9 protein-coding genes are annotated in these 13,712 nt (G+C 45.0%); 2 read left to right on the top strand and 7 right to left on the bottom strand.

Features of this window, described 5'->3' with window-relative positions; translation table 11 throughout:
* Positions 1 to 83: 83 nt before the first annotated feature.
* The 4 genes from PIL01S_RS08490 to PIL01S_RS08475 are packed head-to-tail and all read right to left on the bottom strand — an operon-like array spanning position 84 to position 6,995.
* On the bottom strand, positions 84 to 3,455 hold the full coding sequence (locus PIL01S_RS08490) for a discoidin domain-containing protein (protein ID WP_127537140.1): 3,372 nt from the start codon (positions 3,453 to 3,455) through the stop codon (positions 84 to 86).
* Between the two features lie 59 nt (positions 3,456 to 3,514).
* Positions 3,515 to 5,128, bottom strand: a complete 1,614-nt coding sequence (locus PIL01S_RS08485; protein ID WP_127537139.1) for an extracellular solute-binding protein — start codon at positions 5,126 to 5,128, stop codon at positions 3,515 to 3,517.
* A 39-nt stretch (positions 5,129 to 5,167) separates the two neighbouring features.
* Positions 5,168 to 6,088, bottom strand: a complete 921-nt coding sequence (locus tag PIL01S_RS08480; protein ID WP_127537138.1) for a carbohydrate ABC transporter permease — start codon at positions 6,086 to 6,088, stop codon at positions 5,168 to 5,170.
* Between the two features lie 16 nt (positions 6,089 to 6,104).
* Entirely contained in the window at positions 6,105 to 6,995 is an 891-nt protein-coding gene (locus tag PIL01S_RS08475) for an ABC transporter permease (protein WP_127537222.1), read from the bottom strand.
* A gap of 292 nt (positions 6,996 to 7,287) precedes the next feature.
* Between PIL01S_RS08475 and PIL01S_RS08470 the strand changes: the two genes are divergently transcribed.
* Positions 7,288 to 9,114: a sensor histidine kinase gene (locus tag PIL01S_RS08470; RefSeq protein WP_246058128.1), complete on the top strand. Its 1,827-nt coding sequence runs from the start codon at positions 7,288 to 7,290 to the stop codon at positions 9,112 to 9,114.
* Positions 9,095 to 10,708 carry a helix-turn-helix domain-containing protein gene (locus PIL01S_RS08465; RefSeq protein WP_127537137.1) on the top strand — a complete coding sequence of 538 codons (1,614 nt, stop codon included), beginning with the start codon at positions 9,095 to 9,097 and terminating at the stop codon, positions 10,706 to 10,708. Before PIL01S_RS08470 ends, PIL01S_RS08465 begins: the two co-directional genes overlap by 20 nt.
* A gap of 312 nt (positions 10,709 to 11,020) precedes the next feature.
* On the opposite strand, the gene PIL01S_RS08460 is transcribed toward PIL01S_RS08465, so the two are convergent.
* The 3 genes from PIL01S_RS08460 to PIL01S_RS08450 form a co-directional block, all read right to left on the bottom strand.
* Positions 11,021 to 12,100: an alkene reductase gene (locus PIL01S_RS08460; RefSeq protein ID WP_127537136.1), complete on the bottom strand. Its 1,080-nt coding sequence runs from the start codon at positions 12,098 to 12,100 to the stop codon at positions 11,021 to 11,023.
* Positions 12,101 to 12,143: 43 nt separating this feature from the next.
* Complete coding sequence (locus PIL01S_RS08455; RefSeq protein ID WP_127537135.1) at positions 12,144 to 12,842, bottom strand: SDR family oxidoreductase; 699 nt, start codon at positions 12,840 to 12,842, stop codon at positions 12,144 to 12,146.
* 222 nt (positions 12,843 to 13,064) lie between these two features.
* Entirely contained in the window at positions 13,065 to 13,643 is a 579-nt protein-coding gene (locus tag PIL01S_RS08450; protein WP_127537134.1) for a TetR/AcrR family transcriptional regulator, read from the bottom strand.
* Positions 13,644 to 13,712 lie beyond the last annotated feature (69 nt).

Genomic DNA, 13,712 nt, shown 5'->3' with positions numbered 1-13,712 from the left:
CGGTCTGTTTTTATCAATACCATTACCCTGTCATAATACGGAAAAGGGAGCCCTTTGAGCTCCCTTCTTTGCATGAATAACTTCTATTGGATAGTCAAATTGAATCCATTTTGAATCTGATGCACATTGGGGTTGGCAATGTTGCTCGTTGTCAGATGGTTAAACGTTGCTGAACCATTGCCGGTATACGTGTATATTGCAGCTCCTTTATGCGGCGTTGTGAAGCGTGATGTCTCAATTCCATCTAGACCGGTACCATTAATATTGATATTGTTAAACACAATGTTCTCGAAACCACCGCCGTAGCCGAATTGAATGGCACTGCGTTGTGTATTGAGAATATCGATGTTCGTAAAGGTTACATTCTTAATGGCATCATTGGAAGCTTCCAGATCGATCGCTCCCCGTTCCCCGTTATACAGATCCTTGCTGGTACCACTGTTAATAATCGTTGTATCCGAGAACAGAATGCCCGTGTTGTTTTGGAAATGGTAGCCTGGGAAGACGGTATTCATTCGGATCGCTGAACCGCCAACCGTATCAACAATCAGATTGTTGGTGGCCTTATGTCCGCTACCTCCAAAAAAGGCGATCCCCGCTGCACGCCAATTGTTCTCAATGGTGTTGAACGAAAAGGAGTTGTTCACCCCTGCAGGTGCACCATTCACGTTGCTGGTCCATACAGCCAGACCGTCATCACCGTTGTTGCGAACACTGCTGTTGCGTACCGTCGAATTGCTCGTGCCTTGGGCAAAGTTGACCCCATCTGCAAGGTTATTCCGAATACGACTGTTCTCAATGACCAAGCCATCAGCGATGATCGCTGGTGTGTGTGCATAATCCCCCACCCAGAACCCGCATTCAAAATGCTCGACCCATACATTGCTGACTTTCGAGTTTTTACCGAAATTGTCCATAAATCCCTTGTAGACTGCGTTCTCACTGTATCTTGAGCGCAGCATGGAGTTCATATAGACATTGCTGAAATCCAATTTGCCTTGCACTCGGAAAGAAACGCCACCCGATGCTGCATTCGGATTGGTGAATTGAATATTCGTATGCCAAATGCCTGCACCAACAACAGTGAGGTTATTAATCATGTTTGCTGGCGTTCCAATCTTCCACATGTTGCCCAGATGGAATGTACCCTCTGGGATATATAACGTTTTGCCTGTAGAAACGGCGGATTGAACGGCTGCTTCAAATGCGGCAAGATCATCCTTACCATCGTTAGCCACTGCACCAAAATCGGTTACAGAAACAGCGTTGGCCGGACGCGAGATTACAGCAGGTACAGATTCAATTTCAAGAAAATCAACGCCATATTCCAGGTTATCCCCATTGGTCTTCTGAATACGAATCGTGTCTCCAGCTTTCAGAGGTGTATCTAGTTTCCAGTGAACTTCGTCAAAACGGAACAATGGACGTCCTGCGCTTGGCGTATCTCCCGGATGATCACTAGAGAAGTACTGCCAGTTGTAATAAGAGGTTAGGGGAACCGTTTTGACCTTGCTGCCATTTACATATACGTCCAGCGATCCATCTAGTCCCATACCGTCTGCCGAATCCGGCATCGTAAATCGCATGGTAACTCCGGCGCCTCCTTCGCCTTGTCTGACCGTCCATTGTGCGTAGGAACCATTGGTTGGCAGGGCAATATACTTCTGCCCAGATGCTTCCGACGCCGTTAATGCCTGGTCAAAAGTCGGTGCTGACTTCAGCGTTGCACTACCGCCACGAGTAGCATCATCCGTATCGTACCTTGTGTACGGCATGCTCGCACCGCGAGCAGAATATACAGTCAGCGCGCTTGTCGTTACGTTGTTCGATTGTTTTACCGGGGCTTCATTACTATCAGCGGCAACGGTCGTTGTCACATTATAGTTACCATTTGCAGCTGTCCAGCTGCCGACATTGACATTGACGGATGCACCCTGAGCTAACACACCAGTATACGAGCCAGAGTATGTCTGAATCGTTGCTCCGGCAGCATTTTTGAGTACAACCGTAACACCGTGCGCACCGCTTGCTGAAGCCTGATTCCCCTGATTTTTCAGATTAACGGTAAAAGCTACCGTGCTGTTTACGGTAGGATTGCTCGGACTCCAAGAGACCGTTCCTACCAGATCCGAGCTTGTAATTGGTGCAATGATCAGATCAGATGAATGCGTATAATGGTTGTTACTTTCATTCTCTTCGATGATTTGATTTTTCTCATCCACCTTCGCGCTTAGCGTATATGATGCGGCGCTTCGGTTGCCGGCGTTAAGCGATACCATTGTCGAAGCCCCTGCCTGCAACGCATTTACGGATGCTGAACCAGCCAGCTCATTATTCAGATAAAAGTTGACGATAGATGCCGGAGATGCAGTAGAGCCCATGTTTTTAACTATGGCATTCAGCGTGATTGGACTGTTCTCTACAGGTGAAGAAGGCGTCCAGGACATGCCTGTAATCGTCAAGTCGGGATTCGGTGCAGCGGTGCCAAATACCTGAAATTCAGCAATTTGACCAGCTGGAGCGCCAGAATTCGCCGTAATGTTTAATTGCAGACGTTTCACCGTTGCTGTTACAGGAATCTTCACGTTGTTACCTGAAGCTGGATTAAACGTGTACGATTGGGCAGACACCAGATTGCTGAAAATGGTTGTGTCCTGGTTATGTCCAAGTACTTGAATCGTCTGCGTTCGTGTACTCCAAATCGGATCCGGGTTTAGTCTCAGTACAATGGCTGTAATCTGATGATTGGAACCGAGGTCCAGCGTCAGCGTGCTCGGATTGCTGCCTCCCTCCCAGTACGTATTGATATTATTATCGTTTGCATTCGCAGCAACATAAGACTGACTGCTGGAAGATGACGTGATTGCTTTGCCGATCGCAATATTCGTTCCTTCCACAGGCGCTTCGGGTTCAGTCGGGTCAGGATTTGGTACCTGCGAAGAAGGACCGTAAATTTCAAATTCGGACAATTGAGCAGCGGGCCATTCGGTATTTCCGGTCACCATGAGACGAACATATCGTGTTTCTGTAGCTTCAAAATTAATCGTAGTCGTATTCTCTGCCACGGATGGATCAAATATATAGTCCTTGGAAGCAACGATGTCTGTGAACGTTGAACCGTTACTGCTTCCTTGAATGGTGATCGTCTGTGAGCGAGTTTCCCAAGCTGAAGGCAGCTTCAAGTTGATTTGTTCAATATTCGTATTTGCTCCAAGATCCACTTGAATCCATTGCGGAAATGCGTTGTTTGCACTCTCCCAGTAGGTCGTCTGATTACTGTCGGTCACATTGGTAGGGCTATAGGCTTGGTTATAGCTGCTTGCGGTAACCTGTTTACCCAGTGCCAGATTCTCCCCACCAGCAGCCGAAACTTTGGCAGGAAATCCGACATTCAGGAATACGTTCGAGACCAGCATCGTTAATACGAGTGACCATACAATGTATTTGCTGCGCATTCAATTCCTCCTCAGGATGCTATATAAACCGCTACTTAAAACATTCTCTGAATTCGAGCTTATTTAACGTTCATATAACGCTCATAAGCATCATTACGGATGGTCACCAACCGTTCAAGACCCATGTCATTCAGCTTTTTGACATAAGCATCCCACCCCTCTTCAATGCCACCTTTCGTTACCCATTGGGCACGCATCGTTGCCACATAACCATCAATATCCGTTGTCAGCGTTGGCAGCTCCTGAAACTCTTCTGCATTGTACATGACCTTCGGATAAGGCGTTGTAACGTCTGCGCTGCCCAACTGATCGATTTGCAGCTTGAGTCCGTCTCCCGCCTCCGGGTTGAGCTTGATGTTTTCTTCAAAGGAAGGGCTTACATATTTAGGCCCAAAATCGCGCAGCGATTGATCCCAGTACCAGGCATCGGCACTTGTGCCTGCAGGAGGGTCCATAAGTGTGTAGGTGCCATCATCATTTTTCTCAATGACAGTTCCGATCGCACCCCAGAAATTCTGAATGCTAGCTTCATTCGTATAGAATTGATCGGCCCAGCGTGCTGCTACTTCCGGAACCGTACATGAACTTGTTATGAGCAATTCATTACGGGCCAGATTCATGCCACCAGGGTCACCTGGCTGATAACGTTTGCCATCAGGTCCGGCAATAGGCGCAATCGCTTCGTACTGGTCGCTCCACTTGCCAAACACCGCATCAGGGGTCCATTGGTTACTGAAGCCGACAATGGGAATGTCTGCATTTTGCCATTTGGCTGAGGTCATGGTGTTGTCTTGGGTGAACAATTCCTGATCGATCAAACCTTCTGAATACAATTTATGTGTGTAAATAAGAGCTTCTTTATAAGCGTCCGTTGTCGGAAAATAGACCGGCTTGCCATCCTGAACGATCATGCTGCTGGCATTAATATCCGTGATCCCGAACGGATTCAGAAAGTCCATATTCAGACCCGTTTCCGTGTATGGAATTTCATCCGGTTTACCGTTTCCATTTGGATCTTTCTCCTTAAACGCTTTCAATACCTGATACAGTTCTTCTGTGGTTGTAGGTGCCTTCAACCCAAGTTTATCGAGCCATGCCTTGTTGATTACAGGTTGATTCCTGCTCTTCGGACGGGAAGGTAATCGGGTAGGCATGGAGTAAATTTTGCCGTCAGGAAATGTGCTTATTTTCTTCATGTCAGGCGTCTCTTCCATCGCTGCCTTCAAGTTAGGCATATACGAATCGATGTATTCATCCAGCGGACGGAAATAGCTCAAGTTATTGACAATGTCCGAATCGCTGAACACCTGATCCCCCAGAATAATATCCGGAAGCGTACCACTCGCCAGCATAATCGATTTCTGCTCACCCCAATCATTGGAGGACATGACTTGCCACTCAATTTTCACATTGGTCTCCTTCTCCAAATCCTTAAGCCATTGGTTCTGGGTAAAGGTATCACCCATGTTCCCCCAGCGAACCGTCAACACTTTGAGCGTTACCGGATTATTGACAATCGGCAGCCCTTCTTTATTAAAATCGCTTGATATTGGAGTCTCTGCGACCTCGCTGCTATTACCACTACTGCATCCAACAACGCTTACCAGCATCACGGTAACAAGCAGCAAGCTATTCATTTTAGTGAAAAACTTCTTACCTATCTTTTTCCCCATGTGGGACCCTCCTTGATTCGTAATGAATGACCATCTGCCTTATTCCTTCACTGCGCCGATCATCACCCCCTGATTGAAATACTTTTGGATGAACGGATAGACACACATGATTGGAATCGTGGCGATAATAATCACGGAATACCTCATTAGATTTGCAAGACGTAAGGCGACTTGTGCAGCCTCCCCGGTTCCCATGCCGGATTGCATCTGATTCGTGATGAGAATGTTACGCAGAATCAATTGAAGCGGGTACAGGTTAGGGTCTTTTAAGTAAATCAAGGCATTAAAATATGAATTCCAATATCCTACGGCGATCCATAATCCCAACACTGCGATGATCGCTTTGGACAACGGCAGTACAACCAGCACAAAATACCGCAGATTACCGCAACCATCGATCTGGGCTGCCTCCCATAGATCCCCAGGAATGCTGGTCTGGAAGAAGGTCCGGGCAACGATCATATCGAACACCACTACGGAGAACGGTAGCACCATCACGAGAAACGTATTGTAAAGATGAAAATCGCGAATGGTTAGGAAGGTTGGAATTAAACCGCCACTAAAAAACATCGTAAAAATAAAGAACAGAGAGAAAAATTTTCGTCCAACCAGATCTTTTCTTGATAAGGCATAAGCCGCCGAAATATTAACAACAAGTCCGATAAGCGTTCCTACCACCGTGTATAGAATGGTATTGCGATATCCAATCCATATATTTTCGTGCCTCAGCAGTTCCTTGTACCCTTCAAGCGTAAAGCCTTTGGGAAAGACCCATACCTGTCCGTTAGCCACAGAAGAGGGATCACTGAAGGATGCAATGACTATAAAATAGATCGGGTACATGATCGCAATCAGAAAAAGAATAGCAAAAACATACATTATAGCTTCTGCCACCGACATGCGTGATCGTCGCTTAACTCGGGGAGTTCTGGTGATTGCTGCCGTCTCCATAACGCTCATTTGGTTTATCTCCCCTCTACCATAGGCTGTTCTCACTGTATTTCTTGGACAACTGATTGACCAGAATAAGCAAAATGAAATTAATCACCGTATTAAACAGGTTAATTGCCGAGGAGAAGCTGTATTGACTGCTCAGCAAACCGATTTTGTATACATACGTGGACAGAATCTCACTGGAAAGGATATTCAAGTCGTTCTGCATAAGATAGACCTTCTCAAATCCTACACCAAGCAATCCGCCCATCCTTAGAATGAGCAGCGTGATCGCCGTCGGCAGAAGCATCGGAATATCAATATAACGAATCTTGTGCCACCTGCTTGCCCCATCGACCGTTGCCGCTTCATAGAGGCTTGGATCTACGGCAGACAACGCGGCAATATAGATGATGCTGTCCCAACCGACGTGCTGCCACACATCAGACCATACATACACACTGCTGAACAGAGCCGATGAGCCCATTAAGTCCGGTGCCTGTGCTCCAAACAACTGATACATATTGCCAACCAGTCCAGTGCTAGGCGAGAACAGAATTAGCATTAATCCGACCATGACTACCGTTGAGATAAAGTGGGGCATATAGGAGACGGTCTGGAAAAATCGCTTGAACCTCCCTGCCCTCATCTGGTTCACCATTAATGCAAGCATAATCGGAAGCGGAAATGTAGCCAAACTGTACAGGCTGATTATAAGTGTGTTACGTATCGTATTCGTAAATTGATAGGAATGAAAAAACTTCTCAAAATACTTGAATCCGGCCCATGGGCTGCCCCCGATTCCCGAGGCCGGACTATAATCCTTGAATGCGATAATAACGCCGTACATTGGCTTATAAGCAAAAAGTAGTGTTAACACGAAAGCCGGTAAAAGTAAAACGTAAAGCCCCCAATTGCGCCTGATTCTTTCCATTGTCTTTACAAAGAATAGTGGGTAAGTCCGCACAGTTCTTTCTTCCCTCCTTCCCATATACTGATGCTGTTTTCCCGTTTGAATCATTCATCTCAGGAATAACCTCAGTATAAACGGCTTCCCACTCTCTTTATCGGACCCCTTCGTACGGTATTCGGACTTCTGATGTTCCTTTCTGGGGTTGCCTGCGGGTAACCTCAAGCTTGCAAAAGAAAACATATGGCAATCCAGACCTTCCTGTGTGTATTCCGGACTTTTGAACTCCAAAAATGCAAATCTTTATGTTTTTTTCATGCAAAGGTCTTATACTATTTCTGATATATTAAAGCGTTTACATTATGAAGCATTTAAGAAAGGGTGTATTGTTCTGGCAAACCTGGGCGCCATTAAACCCTATCCGATTCGTCATTATATTCGCATGATGTTCGTCATTTCATTTGTCGTGTTCGTTCTGGATCTGATCATCAGTGTTGCTTCCATCTCCTTGGTCAGGCAGCAGTCCGCCCAATACTTGCAGGACACCACGGATTTGTATATGAATCGCATTAATCATGATTTTGCCTACATTAATCATTTCATGGGATGGACTCTCGCCAATGACGAAAATCTGGAAACGATGAATACGTATGGTGTGAATAGCATTCCTTTTCTGAAGTCCAACGAGAAATTACATAAGCTTTTTGCCGAATTACAACGAAACTATGGCCAGTCGTACAATTTCTTTTATTACTTAGAGAACAGTGAATACTTCCTCAACTGTGCGCCAATAAGCATCTCATATTCAGATTATTCGGAAGTGAAAAGACAAATCATTACTCTAACTCGTGACAAAGGCGTATATGAGAAGTTCTATTCCCATTGGACGCCCATCCACGTGAATGGTACTTCTTATCTGATCAATATTGTGCCGTACTACAATCGCTATCTTATTGCGTTGATATCCGCAGATGATCTGATCGCTCCACTGCAGCAAATCAATCTGGGCGTCAACGGATACGCCTCACTGGTGGATGAGAATGGCATCCAGCTTTCTGGACCTGCCAGAGGAGAGAACATCTTGGAACCGATACCTTCCTTCCTTGATGTGCTCCAGTCACACAACGTTGTCAGCAGCGACTTTTCCAACGCGGATTTTAGTGCACGCATGGTTATCAAATTCGGTGCATTCGAGAAAATCATGGTGGCTCAGCTGCTCATCATGCTGCTTTTTTTGATTGTAACCTCCTCATTAAGCGCAATCCTTATGTTTTTCAGAAAGAATCTGCTTGTTCCCATTCAGCGTTTTTCCAAAAATCTTGCTCGAATAAACGAGGGTGATGAGGCGACAGATCATAAGAGCAGCCGGATTATGGAACTGGAACAGGTTAATGCACAATTCAAGGAACTGGTGGGCCAGATTAAGCGTTTCAAGATTGATCGCTATGAGCAGGAATTGGAGAAACAGAAAATACGTTTGGATTATATGAAGTTACAGATCAAACCTCATTTTTTCCTTAATTGTCTGACAAGCATGTACAGTATGGCACAGATGCAAATGTTTGAGGAGATTGAAAGTATGGCTCTCGCCACGTCCCGGTATTTCCGTTATATCTTTCAAAGCGGAGACAATTTCGTTCTGCTGGAGAACGAAATTGAACATGTGAGAACGTATCTGGACATCCAGAAATCACGTTACCGGGATGCTTTCTCCTATCGAATTGCAACGTCCGAAACGATCACAGGTATCGCTGTTCCACCACTGGTTATACAAACCTTCATCGAAAATGCTGTCAAATATGGAGTCTCACGGGAACGGGAATTATGTATTACGTTATCCGTACATGTAGAACAACAGGAAAATGGTGATCGTGTGCTGATCCATATCTCTGATACAGGACCCGGATTCAAGCCGGAAATTCTTGAAGCTCTCATCCGTGGAGAAGCACTGGAACAAACAGGAGGCAACCGGATTGGCATTATGAATACCATTCAACGTTTGGAGCTGCTGTACCGGCATGAAGCTGCAATTACGTTTGCAAACGACACAATTGGCGCTCGAATCACGCTTTCCTTGCCTAAAATGATATTGAATTCAGAACCTTCTGGAGAGGTGATAAATCATGAATATATTGCTGGTTGATGATGATTACTTTGTTGTCATGGCATTGGAGAATAAAATTGACTGGGGAGCCTTGGGAATTAATACGATCTTCACTGCCTACAATATTGCACAAGCCAAAGAGGTACTGCAAAATCATCCGGTTCAGATTCTTGTTTGTGATATTGAGATGCCGCAGGGAAGCGGACTCGAGCTGCTCGCCTGGGTCCGTGATGAATCGTATAATGTACAAACGATCTTTCTTACCAATTATGCCGATTTCAACTATGCGCAAAAAGCCATCGAACTGCAAAGCTTTGATTATTTTCTAAAGCCCATCGAATTCGACAAGTTGACTCTGATTATTCAGAAGGCAGTTGCCAAAGCCCGGGATCAGCAGTTTATTCAGAAGGCCATTTATGAAGGTGAACTTTGGCAGAAAAATAGAAGCAAGCTTATTGAGGACAGCTGGCGCAGGCTCATCTCCAGTAAAGTCTATCTGTCCAACTCCGCTGATGTTTCTGAATTTTTGACTGAGCAGCATCTGCCTTATGAGCCAACGGATCTATTTCTTCCTATGCTGGTTAATCTGTTTCCATATGATGGTACGCTGGGCAAAACCGACAAAAATCTGTTTGATTACGCTTGTTTGAACGTGATGGTTGAACGGTTTCAAGACAGTTTGTTCTCTATTGAAGCAATATCCGAGATCAAGGATCATAACTGGATGGTTATTATAAAATGGAACAGGCTACCGGATGTACAACTTATCGAATTGATGTGCAGCGCCTTCATTCCGGAGGTAAACAACTACCTGAAATCGGATGCTTGCTGTACGATCGGCTTCTCCCTGCCGCTCGGGCAAATCCGCCATACGGTGAATGAGCTATTGTTAATGAATGAAGAGCGAATCAAGCACCGCAACCAAACCTTCTTGCTGGAGAACTATAAAAGGCCCGAATTAGATTATATACCGCCTGATCTGGGACTGCTGGAGCAATTGCTGAATGAGCATCGTTTCCAATCCTTTCTGGATGAAACCGGTCGTTATATGCATCAACTTGTCCATGAAGGCAACGCAGGTACCGCTGTTCTCAGTCTGCTGCGTCTTGATCTGGTGCAGTTAGTTTATGCCCAATTGAAAAGTAAGGGAATTGAAGTCCACAAGCTGTACATGGGCAGTACGAATGATCAATTGTTTATGCAGTCTCTGCATTCGATTGAAGATATGCAATCGTACATTGCCTATCTGGTCAATACGGCTGCGGAATATTTGAAGGTTTCCGAGCAGCCGAAGTCGGTTGTACACGAGATCACCCATTATATACGCACCCACTATGGAGAAGACCTAACGAGAAATAGTCTTGGAGACAGAGTCTATATGAACCCTGATTATCTCGCAAGACTGTTCAAGAAAGAGATGGGCATGTCACTCGGCAATTATGTTATTCACATCCGTCTTGTAGCTGCCAGGCAACTCCTTGAAACCACCACACAATCGATTCATTCCATTGCCGGACATGTGGGGTATGCCAACTACTCACACTTTACCAAACTGTTCAAACAGGAAATAGGATGCAGCCCTAATGAATATCGCAAAAAGCATAGAGAAAACTCTCACGAAATAGGATGCTAAAGCTGACGCTAAATCATATATGCTTATACGAAAGCCAAAGATGTTTAAACGGCAAAACGTAAACAAAGGAGATTTTTTTGAACTCAAAAACTGCTCATATAAGAAAAAACGTCATATATTATAATGATGAAGCGCACAATTGGAAATATAAAAAAATACGTAAGGTAGCCAACTGCTATGCGTCATTTCATAAAACTAACCTGCCCGTTAGTTGAAAAAAAGCAGCCGATCATATTGATCAGCTGCTTTCTTTGTTTTATAACGATATCGTTTCCCGTTAGTTTAACGACGTATTAGTCCTTTAACTACTTCTTAGCTCTTTTGTGCTTCTAAATCTTGTAAGGTAGGATAGTCCGTGTAGCCTTTACTTCCTGCCGCGAAGAAGGTTTTAGGATCTGCCTCATTTAATGGTGCCCCTGTTTTAAGGCGCTCTACTAAATCCGGATTAGCTAATGACCATGCACCAACTGGTACGATATCAGCTATGCCGTTATCAAGATCGTTACTCAGATCTTCCAGAGCACGTCCTGCCCGGTTGACTAATAGTGGATTGGTCCAAATGGAGCGAACGTCCTGCAGCAGCTTTTCATTTCCAAGATGCATCACATGAAGGTAAGCCAAATTCAGCTTCGCTAATTCTTGGACCAGGTAGAGATAAAGTTCAGGACCTTGTTCCCCATCCTCAATTCCTCCAAGAGGTGTCCCCGGTGAAATACGGAAGCCTGTTCTTGAAGCGCCAATTTCTTCTACAACGGCTTTGGTCACTTCAATTGCGAAGCGGGCCCGGTTTTCGATCGATCCTCCATATTCATCCGTCCGTGTATTCGAATTTTCACCAATGAATTGATTAATGAGATATCCATTAGCTCCATGAATTTCAACGCCGTCTGCTCCGGCTTCAATAGCCGCTGCTGCTGCTTTGCGGAAATCGGCAATGGTCGTCTGAATATCCTCTTTGGTTAACTCGCGCGGAACAGGGATGTCCTCCATGCCTGTAGCGGTAAACATCTGTACACCAGGAGCAATCGCTGATGGCGCAACGGGCTGACGATGATGGGGTGTATTGTCGGGATGAGACATCCGGCCAGCATGCATTAACTGGATAAACATAAATCCGCCAGCTGCATGAACGGCATCTGTAACTTTTTTCCACCCTTCAATATGTTGTTCCGTATAAATCCCCGGCGACCACAGGTAACCTTGACCATCATCGGATGGTTGTGCCCCTTCCGTAATGAGAAGCCCCATCGAAGCTCTTTGTGCATAATACAGGGAGGTTAATTCACCCGGCGTACCGTCTTCTTCTGCTCTGCTGCGTGTCATCGGTGCCATAGCTAAACGATGCGGCAATTTCAGATTACCGACTTTGGTTTCACTCCACAATTTGTTCATTTTGAACACTCCTCTTTAATTTTAGTCCAAACCGTAATTGTAATTAAGAAAGATGCGGGTATAGAGTAGCAACGCCACCGGAAAGTCCAGCTTGAATCATTCGACTGTTATCATCGGCAAGAATCTCAAAGCTGCCGCTTTCGATGCCATCAATAGCCATTCTCGCAACATCTGAAGGGTTCGATTTGGGAGCATCAAGACCGGCTGTCATGTCTGTTTCCATAAATCCTACATGTAAGCCTGCAACTCTAATCTGACGAGGGTACAAATTCAAACGCAGATCGTTCGTCAATGCCCAAGCTGCAGCCTTCGCAGCAGTATAAGCACCCGCAGTTCCGCCACTGAACCAAGATAATGCGGAAAGAATATTCAGAACCGTACCTCCACCGTTGTTTTCAATGACCGGGGCAAAAGCACGAACCATGGATAACGTACCGAAGAAATGCGTATCCATTTCCAGCTGGATTTTTGCCAAATCCCCTTCCAGGAGAGAAGCACCTGTAGATGATCCTGCATTGTTGATGAGAAGGGTAACGTCCTTAGCAAGGCTTGCAGCTGCTGCTACCTCTTGAGGATTGGTTACATCAAGCTTTACAGGTATAACGCCGGGGATATCGATGGTCTCTGGATTTCTTGCCCCTGCGTAAACCTTAGCCCCTCTAGAAAGAAGTTCAAGTGTAAGCTGGCGGCCAAGCCCCCTGTTTGCTCCAGTAACCAATGCGACTTGTTTAGAAATGTTCATGGTATTAGCTCCTTTTTTGTTTGTTTTGGATTGTAATTATTCATAATAAAATCAGGGCCCAAAGGCTTAACGTTTGAGAACGATCATTCTAATAATGATTGAATAAAGCACCATTTAGTAAGATTATTTAAATGAAGGATAGATCATTAATTTAAGAACGATCATACTAGAAAGTGCATAGGGAATGATGCAACCATACTTTCTTAGTCGGATCTTCAATCATTATTTAGTTAGCAGGTGAATCGATGTATCGGCTATATGTTGCAATTTTTCCGTGGGTATGGAGGTTCTTGTCATTACTCTTATCCCTACATAAACGGCATGCAAATGTTCCGCTTGGTCTTCAGCACTAAAACCAGTACTAAACTCTCCATTCTGCTGTCCCCACCGAATAATATCTCTAAACAACTGTTCTGATAAAACAAACAAATCTGTGGTCTTAATATCAACCTCGGTATCCCGCATTGCAAGTTCCACAGCTGAATTTACCATCAAACAACCGGAAGGTGAGTCATCCACACTCCAGATTACGGAACTGAAAATAAGCTGTAATGCCTCCGCAGCAGTCTTAGAGCGTTTAACCTCTCCTGCAAGCCCAGCACTTAATTTATCGTGAAATCGGTCCATCGCTTTCAGAAACAGTGTGTGCTTATCGCCAAACGTGTCATATAAACTTCTTCGGTGAATCCCCATATGCTCCACTAAGTCCGCTATCGATGTCTTCTCGTAGCCCTGTTCCCAGAAGAGCTTCATCGCCTTTTCTAATACTACATTCTCTTCGAATTCCTTACTCCTTGCCATTTGGTTCCCTCCCTGTTAGTCAATATAACATATTGAGAACGATCGGTAAAGAATTTTGAAGGTGTCACC

Origin of the sequence: Paenibacillus illinoisensis NBRC 15959, from assembly GCF_004000925.1 — a bacterium.
GTDB classification, from domain to species: Bacteria; Bacillota; Bacilli; order Paenibacillales; family Paenibacillaceae; genus Paenibacillus; species Paenibacillus illinoisensis.
The sequence above is the reverse complement of the archived record's forward strand: the minus strand, read 5'-3'. Positions and strand labels throughout refer to the sequence as shown.

Excerpts from the sequence above, each read along its gene's own strand:
- PIL01S_RS08490 (WP_127537140.1), bottom strand. The coding sequence starts at position 3,455 with ATGCGCAGCAAATACATTGTATGGTCACTCGTATTAACGATGCTGGTC.
- PIL01S_RS08485 (WP_127537139.1), bottom strand. The coding sequence starts at position 5,128 with ATGGGGAAAAAGATAGGTAAGAAGTTTTTCACTAAAATGAATAGCTTG.
- PIL01S_RS08480 (WP_127537138.1), bottom strand. The coding sequence starts at position 6,088 with ATGAGCGTTATGGAGACGGCAGCAATCACCAGAACTCCCCGAGTTAAG.
- PIL01S_RS08475 (WP_127537222.1), bottom strand. The coding sequence starts at position 6,995 with ATGGAAAGAATCAGGCGCAATTGGGGGCTTTACGTTTTACTTTTACCG.
- PIL01S_RS08470 (WP_246058128.1), top strand. The coding sequence starts at position 7,288 with ATGCAAAGGTCTTATACTATTTCTGATATATTAAAGCGTTTACATTAT.
- PIL01S_RS08465 (WP_127537137.1), top strand. The coding sequence starts at position 9,095 with ATGAATATATTGCTGGTTGATGATGATTACTTTGTTGTCATGGCATTG.
- PIL01S_RS08460 (WP_127537136.1), bottom strand. The coding sequence starts at position 12,100 with ATGAACAAATTGTGGAGTGAAACCAAAGTCGGTAATCTGAAATTGCCG.
- PIL01S_RS08455 (WP_127537135.1), bottom strand. The coding sequence starts at position 12,842 with ATGAACATTTCTAAACAAGTCGCATTGGTTACTGGAGCAAACAGGGGG.
- PIL01S_RS08450 (WP_127537134.1), bottom strand. The coding sequence starts at position 13,643 with ATGGCAAGGAGTAAGGAATTCGAAGAGAATGTAGTATTAGAAAAGGCG.